Annotated in this window: 15 protein-coding genes; 6 read left to right on the plus strand and 9 right to left on the minus strand. The window is 43.2% G+C overall.

Going from position 1 to position 17,509, the window contains the following annotated elements:
• The first annotated feature begins 215 nt into the window (after positions 1-215).
• From EGI32_RS21315 to EGI32_RS09075, 3 genes are all read left to right on the plus strand, one after another.
• On the plus strand, positions 216-467 hold the full coding sequence (locus EGI32_RS21315; protein WP_369681644.1) for a GIY-YIG nuclease family protein: 252 nt from the start codon (positions 216-218) through the stop codon (positions 465-467).
• A 165-nt stretch (positions 468-632) separates the two neighbouring features.
• Positions 633-1,940 carry a T9SS type A sorting domain-containing protein gene (locus tag EGI32_RS09070; protein WP_255155076.1) on the plus strand — a complete coding sequence of 436 codons (1,308 nt, stop codon included), beginning with the start codon at positions 633-635 and terminating at the stop codon, positions 1,938-1,940.
• Positions 1,941-2,377: 437 nt separating this feature from the next.
• Complete coding sequence (locus EGI32_RS09075) at positions 2,378-3,370, plus strand: phosphatase PAP2 family protein (protein WP_255155077.1); 993 nt, start codon at positions 2,378-2,380, stop codon at positions 3,368-3,370.
• Positions 3,371-3,555: 185 nt separating this feature from the next.
• On the opposite strand, the gene EGI32_RS09080 is transcribed toward EGI32_RS09075, so the two are convergent.
• Positions 3,556-3,939 carry a response regulator gene (locus EGI32_RS09080; RefSeq protein WP_255155078.1) on the minus strand — a complete coding sequence of 128 codons (384 nt, stop codon included), beginning with the start codon at positions 3,937-3,939 and terminating at the stop codon, positions 3,556-3,558.
• Between the two features lie 346 nt (positions 3,940-4,285).
• Here EGI32_RS09080 and EGI32_RS09085 point away from each other — a divergent pair, with 346 nt between their 5' ends.
• Positions 4,286-4,750, plus strand: a complete 465-nt coding sequence (locus EGI32_RS09085) for a YbhB/YbcL family Raf kinase inhibitor-like protein (RefSeq protein WP_255155079.1) — start codon at positions 4,286-4,288, stop codon at positions 4,748-4,750.
• Positions 4,751-4,891: 141 nt separating this feature from the next.
• Here EGI32_RS09085 and EGI32_RS09090 read toward each other — a convergent pair whose 3' ends face one another.
• Positions 4,892-5,497 (minus strand): Crp/Fnr family transcriptional regulator, encoded by a 606-nt coding sequence (locus EGI32_RS09090; protein ID WP_255155080.1) that lies wholly within the window; start codon positions 5,495-5,497, stop codon positions 4,892-4,894.
• Positions 5,498-5,769: 272 nt separating this feature from the next.
• Here EGI32_RS09090 and EGI32_RS09095 point away from each other — a divergent pair, with 272 nt between their 5' ends.
• Positions 5,770-6,189, plus strand: coding sequence for a hypothetical protein (locus EGI32_RS09095; protein ID WP_255155081.1), 420 nt, complete (start codon positions 5,770-5,772; stop codon positions 6,187-6,189).
• Between the two features lie 243 nt (positions 6,190-6,432).
• On the opposite strand, the gene EGI32_RS09100 is transcribed toward EGI32_RS09095, so the two are convergent.
• The 5 genes from EGI32_RS09100 to EGI32_RS09120 form a co-directional block, all read right to left on the minus strand.
• On the minus strand, positions 6,433-6,984 hold the full coding sequence (locus EGI32_RS09100) for a DinB family protein (protein ID WP_255155082.1): 552 nt from the start codon (positions 6,982-6,984) through the stop codon (positions 6,433-6,435).
• 55 nt (positions 6,985-7,039) lie between these two features.
• Positions 7,040-7,585, minus strand: coding sequence for a Crp/Fnr family transcriptional regulator (locus EGI32_RS09105; protein WP_255155083.1), 546 nt, complete (start codon positions 7,583-7,585; stop codon positions 7,040-7,042).
• Between the two features lie 22 nt (positions 7,586-7,607).
• A complete protein-coding gene (locus EGI32_RS09110) occupies positions 7,608-9,884 on the minus strand; it encodes a GH92 family glycosyl hydrolase (RefSeq protein ID WP_255155084.1) in 2,277 nt (758 codons plus the stop codon).
• A 112-nt stretch (positions 9,885-9,996) separates the two neighbouring features.
• The gene (locus EGI32_RS09115; protein ID WP_255155085.1) at positions 9,997-11,418 is read right to left on the minus strand and encodes a glycoside hydrolase family 125 protein; all 1,422 of its coding nucleotides are present in this window, start codon (positions 11,416-11,418) and stop codon (positions 9,997-9,999) included.
• A gap of 69 nt (positions 11,419-11,487) precedes the next feature.
• Entirely contained in the window at positions 11,488-12,921 is a 1,434-nt protein-coding gene (locus EGI32_RS09120) for an ATP-binding protein (RefSeq protein WP_255155086.1), read from the minus strand.
• A gap of 267 nt (positions 12,922-13,188) precedes the next feature.
• Between EGI32_RS09120 and EGI32_RS09125 the strand changes: the two genes are divergently transcribed.
• Entirely contained in the window at positions 13,189-14,424 is a 1,236-nt protein-coding gene (locus EGI32_RS09125; RefSeq protein ID WP_255155087.1) for an MFS transporter, read from the plus strand.
• A gap of 51 nt (positions 14,425-14,475) precedes the next feature.
• Here the strand turns inward: EGI32_RS09125 and EGI32_RS09130 are convergent, their stop codons facing one another.
• Both EGI32_RS09130 and EGI32_RS09135 read right to left on the minus strand, forming a co-directional pair.
• The gene (locus EGI32_RS09130; protein WP_255155088.1) at positions 14,476-16,314 is read right to left on the minus strand and encodes an AAA domain-containing protein; all 1,839 of its coding nucleotides are present in this window, start codon (positions 16,312-16,314) and stop codon (positions 14,476-14,478) included.
• 60 nt (positions 16,315-16,374) lie between these two features.
• Positions 16,375-17,394 carry a DUF4421 family protein gene (locus EGI32_RS09135; RefSeq protein ID WP_369681645.1) on the minus strand — a complete coding sequence of 340 codons (1,020 nt, stop codon included), beginning with the start codon at positions 17,392-17,394 and terminating at the stop codon, positions 16,375-16,377.
• Between the last annotated feature and the right edge of the window lie 115 nt (positions 17,395-17,509).

A 17,509-nucleotide genomic window follows, 5' to 3' on the forward strand; every position in this document is an offset into this window, starting at 1 on the left:
AAGAAGCATTGATCCGTGAAAAAAATCTTAAGAAAGCGACGCACCAGCGTATTGAGTCACTGATAAGTCACCCCAAAAATATTGTCGGGCAGTTTGGTTAGAATGCAGCCCTGTCATCCCCACAGTACTGTGGGGACGGGTTCGAGTCCCGTCCGGTCCGCTAAAAGCCATCTCTTCAAAAGAGGTGGCTTTTTTGTTTTTTTCATCTTCGACCTATGTACTACGTTTATATACTCCGCAGCGATGTTGACCAATCTTTTTATAAAGGGTATACTGAAAATCCGGCTCAGCGGTTGATACAACATAATAACGGGGAATCTGCTTATACAAGAAATAAGATTCCCTGGGAATTAGTGTACGTAGAAGTATTCTCCACCAAAAAAGAAGCATTGATCCGTGAGAAAAATCTTAAGAAAGCGACTATTCAATGTATGAAGCACTTATTGCGTTCAGTAAGGTTACACTGACTGTGCAAAATTCTAAACAAAAAAATAAGTGAAGACATCGGGGTTTTTCAGGAATATGCGCTTTAAACAACTGAAATAAACGCAGCTAAATAACCTATCGCTGATCCAGGAATTTTTTTCTCAAAAAAATATTTAATATATCTTCGATATACTTAAACTAAACCAATGAATCCAACTCTATTCAATCGTATGAAAATTATCGCACTGGCCTTTTGTTTACTCTGTTCTTTTTCCGCTAAGAGTCAACTTGTTGCCGGCGACATTGCCTTTACAGGCTATAACTCCAACAATAGTGGTACGTTGCAAAACGACTTTTCTTTTATTCTCTTAGTCAATATCGCGGCGGGCACAACGATCAACTTTACAGATAACGGCTACAAGATCGCGGGGATCAACTCATTAAATACTATAGAAGGTACGCTGGTTTGGACCTCCACTACTGCCATGGCGCGGTTTACACAGGTTTATATAAGGGTTAGTGCCGCCGGTAACTCTATTGTGTCTCTGTCAGCAGGTAGTATTGCGGGCGGCTTCAGCAATTTTATTTTAACCCAGGCCGGTGACCAGATATTGGCTTACACGGGAACTTCTGCAAGCCCTACCTTCATTTCGGCCATTCACATGAACAGTGATCCAACTGCAACCCAGGCGGGATGGGATAATATAGCAGCAGGAACTACGTTCACACAAAACAGGAGCGATGTGCCTCCGGGCCTGACAAGTGGGGTAAATTGCGTAGCGCCTGATCCAAACATTGGAACTTCCGAAAAGGATAATGGCCGATATAACTGTACAGGTGCCACGGGTGCAACACTGGCCAGTATTCGTACATCTATCAACACTCCTGCAAACTGGAGTATCCAGGATTTTACCAATTACACGCTTCCTCCTACATGTACATTTTCAATTGGCATTTTACCACTCAGGCTACTGTCATTCGAAGGAAAAGCGGCACCTCAGGCCAACAACCTCACATGGTCTACGGCGGAAGAAATAAATGTTAAGCGATTTGTGATCGAAAGATCTGAAAATGCCTTGGATTTCTCTTCGGTAGGAACCATCCCCGCTAAAAATTTACCCGGCAACCATCAATATCAATTTGCAGACAATAATATTCCTAACAGCCTTCCTTCTTACTATCGTTTGAAAATGGAAGATATAGACGGTTTGTACTCTTACTCTTCAGTCGTCCTTATCACGAAGCAACGGAATAACAGGGAACGCTTTTTTGTATATCGTCCGGCTGCTAATTTAAATGCATTGTATATCAGGTCAGATAATCGGGTAGAGCAAGACGTCCTTATTGAAATCATTGATTTTTCCGGCAGAAAACTTTATACGGATAGGTTCCAGGCCAATGTTTTGAATAATGGCAACGCAGTTGTATCTATTAATATGCTGAATCCCGGAAGTATTTATATTTTACAGATAAAAGATGGGAAAACGGCAACAACATGGAAGTTCATTAAATAAACAACGGTTTATTGTTACCTTAGGTCTTCTTTTTAAAAGAATAACCGGCTATATCTTTACCGATTATATCTCAGTGATCAGTAAAAAGAGGCCGTCCGTGGAAACGGACAGCCCCTCACCCTGCAAGGTGTGCTAGCATTGTTCAATCTTCACCAGGTAGGCACCATCCCCAAACGGATGTTGTTTTCCTGGTGTTGTATTTTATATACGCAGGGAATGAAAAATGTTACAGAATAAGGGTAGACGACATACCACCGATGACCGACAACCGATCAATGACCACCGGAAATAAGGAATAGATTTTAGCGCTGAAGATTACATAAAGAACTTCAAAGGTTTCACTATTGACTATTCACTACTTCAATGTCAGCAACCAGCATTCAGCAACGGTTCTCACAAATTGGCTTATTAATTGTTTACCCTGAATAAAGTCGTCTATGAAGGTTTGTGTCCTGTTTGGTTGGTTATTGATCCTCAATGTGTATGGTTATACGCAGGAGCCGGTTAAAGCGGATACATTGATCAAAAAGCTGGACAGTCTTCAACAAAAACAGATTGATAGCGGGAAAGCTACCATCAATACAAATCCCACGGCATATAATAAAAAGACGACACTGGGGGTAAAGACTTACTTTATTTTATTGGGGAGCAACCTGAAGCAGCAATTTACCTCTCCATTTCATGCCACCAAAAAAGACTGGCTGAAAGTGGGAGCATTTGCCGCTACTACGGCGTTGCTTACGCTGGCAGATAAACCGGTGAGCAAGTGGGTTTCTGATGTTACCCGCGACAGGCGGGGCATCACCACCACCAGTAAATATCTTACGAACATCAGCGGAACTTATGAAACCATCACTCTTTCGGTGATCGGTGGATACGCTTTCATTGTAAATAATCAAAAGTTAAAGACCACTACTTTGCTGGCCACACAGGCATATCTTACCGGCGCCGTGGTGGAAACAGCGTTGAAATTTCTCAGCGGGCGCAGGCGTCCGAATTTTTACAATGCGGATGGTACCAACAGTAACCGGTTTTACGGCCCGTTTGCCAAAGGCCATTATGATATCCAGGGAAATAAGATCAACAGTTCCTTTCCCAGCGGGCATGCCACCGTTGCGTTTGCCGCCGCCACCGTATTTGCCAGGGAATACAAAGACACGAAGTGGGTGCCCATCGTATCATACAGTGCTGCCACCCTGATAGGCTTGAGCAGGCTCACCGAAAATAAACACTGGATCTCCGATGTATTTGCCGGGGCCGTACTGGGCTTCCTCACAGGAAGGCAGATCGTAAATAATTACCACCGCTACCAACTGATACAATCCGGCGAGCTCAAAGAAAAAATCAAAAGGAACAAACGCAACAGGATCGTTTTTCAGATGGGAAATGTGCAGGGGAAGATATTGCCGGGGATTGCCTATAAATTGTAAATTACGAATTATGAATTACGAATTACGAATTACGAATTAAATTTTAGCGTTTCAGGATATTGAAAATCCTGTTATAATTAAGGTTATCAAACCGTATGTAATCATTCGTAATTCGTAATTCGTAATTGAGCAAAAAGAAAGCCCCGGAATCTATTCCGGGGCTTTCTTTTTGCTCAAGATGTATATTAGATCAGCAGCGCCTGTACCGATTGTGATACCTGCTGCTTAGTGAAAGGTTTTTCGATGAAATGATCCGCACCATTGCTAATGGCAAGGTCGCGGGCGGAAGTACCGAAACCGGAGATCATCAGTATTTTGATAGCGGGATAATGCTGTTTTATGTATTCGATGAAATCGATCCCCAGTCCATCGGGAAGCTTATTGTCGAGCATGATCAGCGACGGTTGTTCTTTCTGTAAATAAGTTTTCGCTTTGGCGATGCTGTTTACGTGGTCAATATCTGTTTGCTCACCATTGAGGATGATGTTCAGGAGAAGGCAGATATCACCTTCGTCTTCTACAATCAGTATTTTTTTAGCTTTGGCAACTTGCAATGCGGCTTGGTTCATATCAGTTTGTTTTACGGGAGTAAAACAATTTCTTTACCAAAATTTATCTAGCGGATATAAAGTTGCTGTTGTGGATTTTTTGGTACAACCACCGGCCATGCTGATGTGCAGATTTCCCAATCTGTAGTTTTCGCCGGAGGCAAAAGTATTTTCCCCGGGTAACACCAATGGTCTCATCAGATGTGTAGCAGATAAAATGTTTCTGTTCCGTTAATTTCATTTTCATATTTATATAATGAAGATTTAATGGGTGGCCTTTGGGCATTTTTCGGCAGAGAAGTAATTTAACGGTATATAAATTGAGTAGAATACTTTATCGGATAAACCGTTTTTAATATTTCATCTAATGAGCTTAGTTTCTAACGCAACTGTACACATCAGTAGCCCGGCGTTCAAGAATGGCGCCATGATGCCTTCCCGCTTTTCCTGCGAAGGCGAAAATATCAATCCACCTTTGCTGGTTAAAAATCTACCGAAAGAGACGAAAGCGCTGGCCCTGATCATGGAAGATCCCGATGCTCCGAAAGGTACGTTTGACCATTGGGTGATGTGGAATATCAGGCCTACCCAACTGATCCAGGAAAATACGTCGCCGGGTATCCAGGGATTGAACAGCAGGGGTAGCAATCAGTACATCGGACCTTGTCCGCCTTATGGCACCCATCGATACCGCTTCATGCTGTATGCGCTCGACAGTAAACTTGAGCTCGACAAGAACTCTGGTAAAGAAGCCTTAAAAAAAGCCATGGAAGGGCATGTGGTAGGTCAAGGCGAAATTACAGGATTGTATAAAAAGGTAAATGTGGAATAAGTGCGGAACCATTCACCCATTATCCCCATTGCCCCAATAAGGAAGAGAAAACATAAAATAAGGAACTGTGTGAACGTCACAAGGTTTCAAATTTAGAACGTTCACACACTTCCTTATTTATTATTGAATATTTCTTATTCCTTATTTTTTAGCACGCAGCCTGCTCAGGGTTTCCAGCGTGATGCCCAGGTACGATGCGATATATTTCAGCGGTATCCTGTTCAATAAAAACCCATGGGTATTTTCAAAATGTTTCAACCTTTTTAATGCCGAAGGAATACGGCTGATATAAGCACGTTCTTCGGAAGAGCGATAACAATCTTCGATGATGATGCGGCCATAAAAATTTGCTTCGGGATAAGTATCATACACCCGTTGCAGTGCATCGGCCGGTATGGCTATCAGGTCGCAGGCTTCCAGTGTCTGTAGGTATTCGCCCGACCAGGTCTTGATGCCCAGGTTACGGATGGAACTCACAATACTGTTTTCGATATTGATCCACGTAGTGATCTCTTTGGCATCCTGGCGGATGAAACTACGCACCACGCCTTTTACGATAAAGTAAAAGAATTTATTTTCTTCCGAAGGCTTTACCAATAATTTTCCTTTCTCTACAGAAAGGGGAAATGTGTGTGTAGCAAGTTCCCGTATCAGGTCATCCGTAAGCGGATGGATCTGGTTAAAAAAGTTGGTAATAAGTTCAAGAGACCGTTTTGCAGCAGCTTCTTTTTGTTCGTTCTTCTTCATAATGTGATAGTTACAAAGTTAAAAGAAAAGAGGTTTGCTGGACAGATGAGTTTACTGCAAATTCTTCACCAGTTTTATAACGACCGGAATAACACTACTTAACAGATATTATTTTTTACACAAATTGATGCAAGTCAATAGCGCAGATCGCTCCCGGGCATGTAAAATATCACGGATGGTTTTTAAAACTTTTTACTAAATTGCACTTCCCTATATCCCCATGTAGTAAACCCACCCCGAGGAGCCCCTATTATCAACTTCAAAAAAATTACATGAGGACGTTCCTTTACATATTGATATTACTGGTGTCCGGATATTCCGGTTCTGCACAAAACAAAAGTTTCAACGAGACGCAGGAAGTACTTAAAAAAGGCCTCATGGGCAAGCAACTGAATGCTTACAACAGTGCCGACACACAAAAGAAAAAGATCGCTTCCGTGCAGATCACCGAGCCGGGTGAAGTGACGATTGAAGATGCGGATGGAAATGTGCTGGTTGGTTTTGAGATCATCAAACGTGTGATCGAAAAAGATTTCAGGTACGAAAATGGTCAACTGAAGATCTCCCGTGGCGATTCTTCCTGGGGAATAGATATGAAAGCGAATGAAGCCTGGAAAATGATAGAAGCATTTACGGAGTTAAAAAAAGTATGCGGCAAAAGATGGAAAAGTATCACGGAATCCGTGGAATAATTAAAAAGAGTTGATTGATATCGGATGGGTGAATTCAGGATAGAACGGTGGTATGATTCTTTATAAGTATTGGACGGATTGTTTTACCAACCAACTCACCATATAAGCGGAAAGATACATGCCAAATGAAGCTTGTTTTTTCCTTCGAACAATATACGACGGCTTAGTTACATGATTTACAGCTGATTGATGCTGATATTTTTCACGCCTGCCAGGTGGCTATCGATTGCCCGCCCGGATCGCCTATTCTATAGCTTTCATCGCCTGGAGCATGTGACGTTCGATATGGTAAATGAGAAAACGGAAAGTATCGCCCAGTTTTAATTTTATCATGGCCGATAATGAAGTAGGGATTCTTGTTTTAGCCAGATCCACTTTTTTTGCCTGTAACAATAAAGCCTGCATTTTTTCCAACTGTTTGATAAAACGGTCGATAGTAGTAATGTTCAAAGAAGAATGTATCGGGTTTTTATCTTTCGGGGATTTCATTTTTTTTATGTTGCCACTGCTTGCTTTCATCAGGTTGGCAAAATAATTTCCAAGCCAGCCGGTTTTAAATTCTTCCATATAAACTGCAGGGTAACGTTTGAGTTCAATTGTTTTTTCAATTTCAGGTAAATAAAAATCTCCGTAAAGATTGAGATGTTGAATACACTCCAATGCGCTCCACGAAGTATCAGACGCACGTTGATTTAATTCTTTTTCGGAAAAACCTTTTAGTGTTTTTGCATCAGCGATCGCTTTTTCAAGGAGCAGATTCAATTCTTTTGTAAGTCTGTCAATTTTAATTTTCATGTTTATTTATTTATACAAAATTGAAGACAGCTTTTTTCATGGGCATTGATTGAGATCAAGAATTTCGTATCCTGCTCAGTGTTTCCGGGGTCATGCGCAAATAGGATGCGATGTATTTTAGCGGAACTTCCTGGAAGAGTGTGGGGCTGCGCTTCAAGACCCTTTTCAATCTTTCCGAAGGCGATACGGTAAGTATATCGATCTCGCGTTCTATCTGTTGTACAGCAAGGGTTTCCAGCAAAGCGATATACCCTTTCATGCTTTCTTCATTTTCGTAAATGATATTTTCGAGCGCTTCTTTGCTGATCACCCGAACTACTGTTTTTCGGATGGCTTCTATGTAAAGAGGCGATGGGCTGCCACTCATGAACGAAGAGAGTGAATTGATAAAGGAGCCCTTGTACCCGAAACGGATGATCTGCTCTTCGTGTTCAGTTAGCAGGAATGCACGCACAGCACCGGATACGATGTAATAGAGATGACGTTCCACTTCTCCTTCCCTCGTCAGAAAATCCCCTTTTGAAATAATACGCTGGTGGGAATGTTCGTCTAATGCCTGCAATAATCTTCCAATAAAATTCTGAGGCTTTTCCCGGTTCATTTTTTTATTTAACGGGTTATAATTATTTTTCCGAATAAGGTCTGTCTTCTTTTGCTACACCCCAGGTAGCAGATGGTTTTTCACCAAGCACGATCTCCATTTCTCCACCCGCCACGATGGTTGAATGCAGCAGGTAAGATTTCGTGTAAGCCTTACCGTTAAGAAGGATATATTGTATGTATTTATTCTTTTTACTTTGTTTTTTTACGGTGATATTAAATTTTTTCCCGGCCGGTAATTCAATGCTGGCACTGTTTACCAGTGGTGATCCAAACACATACACACCGTTTGCAGGGTTTACAGGGTAGAAGCCCATCGCAGAAAATATATACCACACAGACATTTCACCTGCATCATCATTTCCAGTAAGGCCATCAGGTTTTGCAGTATAAAAAGTATCCGTGATCTTTCTTATAAGGGTGGCTGTTTTCCAGGGTTGCCCGGCAAAATTATAAAGATAGGCAATGTGATGATCCGGCTCGTTGCCATGTGCATATTGCCCGATCATGCCGGAGATATCAGGAGAAGTGTTGCCTGGTAAAACGGAAGTGACAGTGAAAAGAGAATCCAGCTTTTTAGTAAATGGTTCATCGCCACCAAAAAGCCTGATTAATCCTTCTACATCCTGTGGCACCAGCCAGGTGTATTGCCAGCTGTTACCTTCGCAATAATCATTTGCCCGGTGCTCGGCGCTGTATGGATTGAAAGGTGTGCGCCATCCGCCATCGCCCATCCGGCCCCTCATAAATTGTATGCTGCTGTCGAAATACAGGCTGTATAATTTAGCTCTCTGCGAAAAGAATCTATAGTCATCCGTTTTGCGGAGATCCTTTGCCATCTGTGCAATACACCAGTCGCTGATGGCGTATTCCTGCGCTTTGGCAACGGATTCTGCTATGCTGTCTGCCGGAATAAAACGCAGTTTGTTCACCCACGAAAGCCCGTCTGTGTGCTGCAATGCCGATTGTTTCACCGCTTCGTAAGCAAGATGCACATCATAATTCCTGAAGCCTTTCAGGTACGCATCTACAATTACGGGCACAGCAGGATAACCGATCATCGTGTTGGTTTCATTGCCTTGCAAATGCCACACCGGCAATTTACCCTGTTGCTGATAAATGGCCAGCATAGTGCGTACATATTCATTTACCATGCCGGGATCGGTGATGGTACGCAGCGGGTGCAGCCCGCGGTAGGTATCCCATAGGGACAATACCGAATAAGTATTATAACCCGGAGGAGGATAATTTTTTTTATCGGCACCCATGTATTGGCCATTGTGATCGTTGAAAAGAGCAGGGGCGATGTTGGCATGGTACATGGCCGTGTAGAATATTTTTTTTGTGGCAGCATCCGCTGAAACATCGATCTTTCCTAATGTGCGGTTCCATTTTGCAGTGGCTTCTTTTACCACAGCATTGAAATTCCAGCCCGGTATTTCCGCATCGATATTCGCAGATGCATTCTCCATGCTGACAGGCGAGATGCCAACTTTCAATTTTATCAACGGATCTTTTTCTGCATCAAAATATAAAACGGCTTTTATCTGTCTGCCATTTCCTTCCATATTCGATACCGATGTAGTGCTGTCATAAATCACTGCCCGCTGGATAGGCCGCGATACACGAATGCAGAAATACAGGCGCTGATCATTTGCCCAGCCGGTAGAGAAACGGTAACCGCTGAAAGTAGAATCATTTAATTTTTTAATGTAGGTTTTCGTCGGGCTATCCCAACCCATTCCGAATGCAAGATCGATGAAGATATGCGCATCGGCTTTTTTCGGAAAAGTATATTGATGGAAACCCACGCGGTCACTGGCTGTCAGCTCTGCCGTCACTTTATATTTGTCTAAAAAAACTTTATAGTAACCCGGGTGTGCAATTTCATTGCTGTGCGAAAAAGGAGAACCGTAGCCGGAATTCATATCACCAAAAGCCGCACGTTTCAATTGAGGTTTTCCGTTGGCAGGTAATATCAGCAGGTCGTTGAGGTCGCCGATGCCGGTGCCGCTGAGATGGGTATGTGTAAACCCAAGGATTTCTTTGCTGATATAATTATAACCGCTGCACCAATCCCAGCCACCGAATTTATCCCAGCCCCGGATGATGTTGGACGGGCCAAGTTGCACTGCACCCGATGGAGTGCTGGCGCCTAAAAAAACATGTCCGTGCCCTTCCGTACCGATGTATGGATCTACAAATTTTGTATAGTCTTTTTCTTTTTGAGCATTCACACAAACACAAAGTGAAAGTCCTGAGACAAGGGAGAAGATCTTTTTTATATTTCTGATTTTCATGTTGTTCCTTTTAATGTATAACCGAACAATGGATAATGTTCATCATCCGGATACTTTCAGAAATTGAGTAAGTTGTCGATTATTCCATTATCCATTGTTCCGTTATCCATTATTAAATTAAAGAAGGGTTTCTTTCAAAAGTTTCCATGATGAGCTCGCCGAATAAAGTGTTTGCCCATGCGAACCATTTGCGTGTAAACTTCGCGGCATCGTCTTTATGGAAAGATTCGTGCATGAAGCCGGTGCCGTCGTGGGTGGCAACTAAAGATTGAATGCATGATTTTACTTCCGCATCGTTGTTGCTGGTGAGTGCACGCATGGTGATGCTGATCGGCCATATCATATCCATTCCGCAGTGCGGGCCGCCAATACCTTCACCCGCTTTGCCTTTAAAGAAAAACGGGTTCTCCGGGGATAATAATAATTTCCTGGTCTGCTGGTAAACCGCGTCATTCTTTGCGATAGCACCCAGATAAGGAAGCGATAATAAAGATGGCACATTGGCATCATCCATGAGGTTGTAGCTACCAAATCCGTTTATTTCATAAGCGTATACTTTTCCAGCAGTTGGATGATTGACTGTTGCATATTTTTTTAACGCCGCTTCCACTTCATTGGCGAGTAAAATGCATTCTGTTGCCATGGCAGCATCACCAGTGATCCTGTTCAGCATTTCTGCGGCTTGTCTTAAAGAGACCACCGCGAAAAAATTGGATGGTATTAGAAACGGATAGATCGTACTGTCGTCACTAGGCCTGAATACGGAGCAGATAAGTCCTACAGGTTTTACCGGGTAACCATACCCCGCCATAGGTACGCCATCCGTAGCCCAGGCAGTGGTACGCATGAAATGATATGGCCCGCTATCTTTTTTTCTTTGTTGTTCTTTAAATGTTTTTAAAGTGAGTGCGATAGCGGCTTTCCATTTGCTGTCAAAGGGTTTGGTATCACCTGTCAGTTTCCAGTATTTGTGCGCCAGCCGGATAGGGTAACACAACGAATCTATTTCCCATTTACGTTCATGGATGCCGGGTTTCATTTCTGTGAGATCCGATTTCCATTCACTCACTTTTGTTTCATCTTTATAAAATGCATTCGCATACGGATCGATGTGTATACAGTTGGTCTGCCTGTTGATCACCCCTGCGATCAGCTGCTGAAGTTTTGCATCGTTTTTCATCAAAGCCAGGTAGGGCCATACTTGTGCGCTGCTGTCGCGGAGCCACATGGCATCAATGTCGCCGGTGATCACATAGGTATCGGGGCGCCCGTTGATCATTTCAAAATCAACCGTGGTATCAAGTGTGTTGGGAAAACAGTTCTCAAAAAGCCAGCCGAGTTCTTTATTCTTCAATCCTTTTTTGATACGCAGGATCATATTTTCTACTGCTTCGCTGGTAAAATGCCTGTCGGCAGGCAATGGCCTTTTGCTTTCAAAATTGAAATATCCGCGGGCGAATAATTCCTGTTTTTGTAATGCAAATGTAGCAGTAAGGATGGCCGAAGAGCGTATGAAATCTTTCCTTGTTGTCATGGCATTTTTTTGGGTGATCTTTATTGCAATGTAATCATTATTGATAAGCTGTAATCCTGTTGTTTTTGATTACCTGAAAAGGAACTCCATGGTGATATTATTTTGTATAAGCCCCGTATAATTCAGGTTGTTCTTTACTCCATAAGTGGTTACCATGGTAAGGAATAAGGTCTTTTTTGTTTTGGTTCGTTGCCGGAATACATTGAGTTTGTTTTCAAGCTCTTTTGCGTATCCTTTGCTGATATCGAACCCCATGATGGAAAATTTCATTTCGCAGATATTGATGCACCTGTCCTGACGGTCGATCAGCAGGTCAATCTGCGCCCCTTCCTGTTCTTGCTTATCGGGAGCATATCGCCACAGTGAAGTTTCCGTGTAAACACTTTCAATGCCCAGCGCTTTTTTTAGTTGCAGGGTGTGTTTCATGCAAATGCTTTCAAAAGCGTTTCCCGCCCAGCTTTTCCAGGAGGCGCCTGTAGAAAATTTCAGCCATGTGCCTGCTCCTGTTGAACGGCTGCTTTCGATGAACTTTACATAAAAATGGGAATATTCGTCGGTAAGTTTATATACGCTGTCTTTTGCTGTCCGGTCAAAAGGAATATAAGGTGTTATGAATCCTGATTCAGTCAGTTCATCCAGCAATTGAGTGGCACCGCCGCCCGAAGTGAGTTTGCAGGCATCAATAATTGCCGAACGGGTAAGTCCGGACCCTTTCCTGGCTAAAGCCCGGATCACATTCGTGTGATTGGAAGCGTCTTCAAACAAGGAATGGTAAAGGTTTTTAAATTCTTCGAAAAGCAATCCTTCTTTTGTAAAACATATCCTGTCGATAGCTTGTGCCGCACTTTCTCCTTTATTGATTTCCTTAAGATATTGTGGCACCCCGCCCATGGCCATATAAAGCTGCAGCACCTGGTACTGGTCGAGATTTATTTTTCTTTCTTTCAGAAAGTCGGCTGTTTCACCAACGGTGAAAGGCAGTAATCTTAATTTTCGGGTAACCCTGTTGTGCAGGCCGCCACGGCTATTGATCACTTTATTGATCATCCATGAAGCAGCCGATCCGCAAATGATCACCACCAGGTTGTATTGTCGGGATGCCCACGTATTCCAGAAATTTTCAAATGCCGGCAGGAAGCCCGACCGGGGAGTATTGAGCCAGGGGAATTCGTCTATGAAAATTACAGTCCTTCTTTTCTTTACTATCGGCACCAGGTATTCCTGCAACATGTCAAAGGCATCCATCCAATTAGCCGGGATCGTACTTTTCTTTTTTGAAGTCGCTTTTGCCATTGCAAATGAAAAATTTTCCAGCTGCTGGTGCAATGAGGCGTTATGAATACCTGATAATTCAAACACGAGTTCTTTTTCGAATATATTCGTGATAAGGAAAGTCTTCCCAACTCGTCGCCGGCCGTAAACCGCCACCAGCTCAGGTTCATTCGACCCGAGAATATTTTTCAAATGTTCTTTTTCTTCAACCCTGCCTATGATATTCTTCATATTGATTTATTTATCAATTATTTTATATTCTGCCAGAACTGGTGTTAAAAGATGGGTTTTGGCAGAATAAGATATCTTTTTTTTATTGCTGCCGATATCCGCTAAAGTAAATATCTCTTATTTCCTGAATTTTTATATTTCGCCAAAACTATGTTTTTTGCATTAGTTTTGGCGAAATATAAAAATGCTTCATGTCATATTTATTGTCGTAAATTTGCGGCTTACCATGATTCGGTTGTTTGCCGGAACTTTAAACCAGGATGGATCATGAATAATACCACTACATTACGGACAGAAGCACCTATTGCCAAAACCATTGTAAACACAACCGTTTTTCCTATACTTTTTGCCATCAGTTTCAGCCATCTGCTGAACGATATGATGCAGGCTACTATCACTTCTGTATACCCGATGTTGAAAAGCCGCTACCAGCTTAACTTTTCGCAGGTGGGGATGATCACGTTCGTATTTCAGCTGACGGCATCCATACTGCAACCTTTTGTAGGGAATTATACCGACAAACGCCCGCAGCCATATTCTTTTGTCATCGCGATGTTGTTTTCGCTTACCGGTATCATTTTGCTGGCGTACTCGTTCGGTTACGAAAGCATCCTGGTGGCAGTGGGGCTGGTGGGTATTGGTTCTTCCATTTTTCATCCGGAAGCGTCGAAGGTTTCTTATTATGCCTCCGGCGGAAAACGTGGATTGGCACAATCTATTTTTCAATTGGGGGGCAATGGTGGTAGCGCCATCGGTCCGCTGCTGGTGGCATTGATTGTGGCCCCATTCGGACTGCACAATCTTTTATGGTTCAATATTGCCGCTTTGATAGGTATATTCGTTTTGATACGGGTGGGTAAATGGTATAAGGACCATCTCATACTTCGTCAAACGAACAGATCCAAAAGCACTGAAGGTATGTTGCACCTGTCTAAAAATAAAGTGGTCATATCCGTTGTGATCCTGCTGGTGTTGATCTTCTCTAAATATTTTTACCTCGCCAGCATGACGAGTTATTTTACTTTTTACCTGATCGATAAATTTCACGTCACAGTACAGCAATCTCAATTCTACCTTTTCATATTTCTCGGGGCAGTGGCGGCAGGTACTTTATTGGGTGGTTCGCTGGGTGATAAATTCGGACGGAAGATCATCATATGGATATCCATTCTTGGTGCTGCGCCGTTTACATTATTATTACCGTACGCTAACCTTTTCTGGACGGGCATCCTGGCTGCCGTGATAGGATTGATCATCGCTTCCGCATTTTCCGCCATCCTCGTGTACGCACAGGAATTACTTCCGGGAAAGATAGGGATGGTGTCGGGTTTGTTCTTCGGTTTCGCATTTGGTATGGGCGGGTTGGGATCGGCTTTGCTGGGAAAACTGGCGGATCACACCAGCGTGGCTTATGTATTCAGCATTTGCGCATACCTGCCGCTGTTAGGCATCATCACCGCGTTTTTACCTGATCTTAGAAAGAAATTAATAATTAAAAATTAAGAATTAATAATGCGATTGATCCCTGCCTCATCTTCGCTACATTCTTAATTCTTAATTGTCAAACTCCCATACGGTGCGATAGCTTCCGTTCTTTTCAATATACTCCAGGAAGCTGTTGTAGAAAGGATCTGCGCCGATGGTAGCGCTGTCGCCGATCACAAACAATTGTTCTTTAGCTCTTGTAATGGCGACATTCATCCTCCGGTAATCTTTTAAAAAACCGATATCGCCATCATCGTTGCTGCGAACCAACGAAAGGAAGATGATCTCTTTCTCCTGTCCCTGGAAACTATCGATGGTGCTGATACGCAATTGCGCCGGGAATAATTCCCTGGCTGCAGCCACTTGTCCGGCATAAGGCGAAATGAGCGCAGCCCTCACCAGATCCACGTTTTCGGTCTCTGCCAGTTTTTGTATGATCCTTAGTTCGCCTTCATTCTGCAGGCTGGTGCCATCACTGCCACGCTCTTCATTGTAGCCGGATCCGGCAGTATCCACAAAAGTGATATGTGTAGCATTGTTGGTAAGATGTGATGCGGTTTGCAACAGGTCTTTATAAAAATAATTACTCGAAAAGCCAGCGATGGATGCACGCATCCTGTATTGGGTATCGAGTAAAAAGATATTGTTCACAACAGGGATACATGCTTCCAGTATCGAGCGGTTAAGGCCGAGTCTGGCGGCCTCATGGCTGAGCACGGTAGGGGGGAGCTGAAAATGATCGCCCGCGAGTACATATCTTTCGGCCAGCGGAAAGATACACCAGGCCAGGGGTTCAATGCATTGCCCGGCTTCATCGATCACCAATGTTTGAAAATTAAGTTTGTTCAGTTTGGCATCGTACAGTCCGACCGGTGTGCCCAATATCACCGAAGCATCCGTATATAATTTTTCTTCGTTGTACGCCTGCAGTTTTTTTATTTCTGTACGGATATTTTTTACTTCTTTAAAAAGTAGATTGCGTTGTTCCCTTTCGGCTTTGCCAAAACTTCTTTTATATTTCAACGCCATCTTGCGAAATTGTTCTGCCCGGATCTTCAGGTCTTTTATTTCTTTCAATTGTTTGCCGCCTGATAATTTCCCTTCGGGGGTAAAAGGAAAAACAGCTTCATCCACTTTGCTGGTATTGCCTACCCTCAATACTTTCAGTTGCTGTGCTATCAGGCCTTTTGCGATATTATCCACCGCGGTGTTACTTGGCGCAGATACCAATACCTTTTCTCCATTTTTCACCAGCTGCACGATGGCTTCGATCAAAGTGGTCGTTTTTCCTGTACCCGGCGGGCCATGCACTATTGTGATCGTTTCGTTTTCTGCAATTCCTGCAATCGCCTGGTGCTGGCTTTCATTCAGCGTTTTATTGGTAAAGCCGATGGAGGAAATTGTTGCACGGGGTGATTTTTCGTGAACTTGTATTTCTCCATGCAATTGTTCAAACAACTGATACAATCGTGGATGGGCGGGCAATTCCTTCAGCGCTGTTTTCATGATGCCCGTCGTGCGCTGATCAGGGGCCAGTTTTATACCCACGCTATCGTCTTCTATCCAATCCGGAAAATCGGGAGCGAATAACCTGAACTCCCCGCTTCTTCCTTCAAGGTTCATAAGCACCCCTTTTACCGGTTCCTGCCCGGCGGTAAAACATTCGATGGCCGATCCGTCCCTGAACATGCCCGTGTCTGCAGGGAAATTCAGGCGGAAGCTGATCTCCGGGTAATCGGCATAACCGAAATTTTTTCTTGTAACACTGATGGGGTGCAGCGCCAGGCCTTCAGCTTTGAGCGAACGCAACGTGTGCTGCTGATCAAGGCTGTAGCGGCTAACCTGTTCTTTTTCTTCCAGGTCGATGCATTGGATCAGGCGGGTGATATATGGATGGATAGATGACATGAATTTCTGATACTGTATTGATTGCGGGCGCAATATCCTTTATTATTCAGAATTTTTATGCTATAAAATTTTCAGGAATTTTTTCCTGTAGTCCGCGAACCGGTAACCTGCTGTAATGGAAAAATTTGAATTTACACGGTTCATACTTTTGATCAGGAAATTTGTCTGCAGATTATCCCACCAGGCACGACCGTAAACATAAAAGCTGGCGCTATTGTATCCAAAGTTCACAGAAGCCTGGATATCCGATACGAGCTGCAGCTCTTTTTTACCGGTTTCAATTTCCCTGAGTGCGCCCGCGCCCAGCATAACCGAAGGAACGATGTTCCATTTCCCTTTTTTCATGCTGAAATTATACAGGTAGCCTGTACGGGCTATCAGCGATACCCATTGCGGATCGCCGGATAATAAGGTGTAAGTTCCGCTATCGCTGATGAGCGTCCTGGAAGGATCTTTCCAGTTTATTTTTTGCCATACCGGGGTTGCCATGAAAAACAATGAGCCTGCACTTTTTATCTGCCTTTGCGAAAATGCATTTGCCGCTCCAGGCGAAAAACGGGCGATGTTGGTATAATAAAAAAGATCCAACCCGGCATTGCTGTATTGTATGTTGCGAAAGGCTTCAAAGCCCGAATTGAATTTGTCTTTTGGTATCAGCAGGCCGTTGTAAGAATTATAAAACGGGTGGAATTTCCAGCGTTTCCAGGAAAAATTGAAGGCGAAGGATTTATATTTTAATTTGATATCCTTTGCCCTGCGTGTACCCGGGATAGCCACCGAATAATCGAGCGACAACCATTTGTAATTGAGGAAAACCCCGGTGTAGGCGCTGCTGTTGGCTACCATGCGGAAATCCTGCAGGCGTTCGCCGGGATCGTTGAAGTTGAGTGCGGCGCTGGAAATACCGGTGTATAATTCAATGGTATTGCGTTTTTCAAAAGGTTTTATATAAGATGTATCTGCAGTTTTTTTTTGTGCAGGCGCAAAAAAGCAAAACCCTGTAAATATTGCCAGGGAAAAGATCTTGCAGGAAACAGGATAAACCTGTTCTTTTCGAAAGTATTTTAAAAGAGGATTGATCCGTTAAACTTTTTGAATAACCGTACGGTACATAAATCGTACCGTACGGCTGTTTACGAAGTTAAATAAAAGCAGTTATTTAATTTTCATTCGAGATTAAGGAGGAGCGATTGGT

Source organism: Ferruginibacter sp. HRS2-29, from assembly GCF_024343615.1.
Taxonomy (GTDB): Bacteria; Bacteroidota; Bacteroidia; order Chitinophagales; family Chitinophagaceae; genus Ferruginibacter.

Excerpts from the sequence above, each read along its gene's own strand:
- EGI32_RS21315 (WP_369681644.1), top strand. The coding sequence starts at position 216 with ATGTACTACGTTTATATACTCCGCAGCGATGTTGACCAATCTTTTTAT.
- EGI32_RS09070 (WP_255155076.1), top strand. The coding sequence starts at position 633 with ATGAATCCAACTCTATTCAATCGTATGAAAATTATCGCACTGGCCTTT.
- EGI32_RS09075 (WP_255155077.1), top strand. The coding sequence starts at position 2,378 with ATGAAGGTTTGTGTCCTGTTTGGTTGGTTATTGATCCTCAATGTGTAT.
- EGI32_RS09080 (WP_255155078.1), bottom strand. The coding sequence starts at position 3,939 with ATGAACCAAGCCGCATTGCAAGTTGCCAAAGCTAAAAAAATACTGATT.
- EGI32_RS09085 (WP_255155079.1), top strand. The coding sequence starts at position 4,286 with ATGAGCTTAGTTTCTAACGCAACTGTACACATCAGTAGCCCGGCGTTC.
- EGI32_RS09090 (WP_255155080.1), bottom strand. The coding sequence starts at position 5,497 with ATGAAGAAGAACGAACAAAAAGAAGCTGCTGCAAAACGGTCTCTTGAA.
- EGI32_RS09095 (WP_255155081.1), top strand. The coding sequence starts at position 5,770 with ATGAGGACGTTCCTTTACATATTGATATTACTGGTGTCCGGATATTCC.
- EGI32_RS09100 (WP_255155082.1), bottom strand. The coding sequence starts at position 6,984 with ATGAAAATTAAAATTGACAGACTTACAAAAGAATTGAATCTGCTCCTT.
- EGI32_RS09105 (WP_255155083.1), bottom strand. The coding sequence starts at position 7,585 with ATGAACCGGGAAAAGCCTCAGAATTTTATTGGAAGATTATTGCAGGCA.
- EGI32_RS09110 (WP_255155084.1), bottom strand. The coding sequence starts at position 9,884 with ATGAAAATCAGAAATATAAAAAAGATCTTCTCCCTTGTCTCAGGACTT.
- EGI32_RS09115 (WP_255155085.1), bottom strand. The coding sequence starts at position 11,418 with ATGACAACAAGGAAAGATTTCATACGCTCTTCGGCCATCCTTACTGCT.
- EGI32_RS09120 (WP_255155086.1), bottom strand. The coding sequence starts at position 12,921 with ATGAAGAATATCATAGGCAGGGTTGAAGAAAAAGAACATTTGAAAAAT.
- EGI32_RS09125 (WP_255155087.1), top strand. The coding sequence starts at position 13,189 with ATGAATAATACCACTACATTACGGACAGAAGCACCTATTGCCAAAACC.
- EGI32_RS09130 (WP_255155088.1), bottom strand. The coding sequence starts at position 16,314 with ATGTCATCTATCCATCCATATATCACCCGCCTGATCCAATGCATCGAC.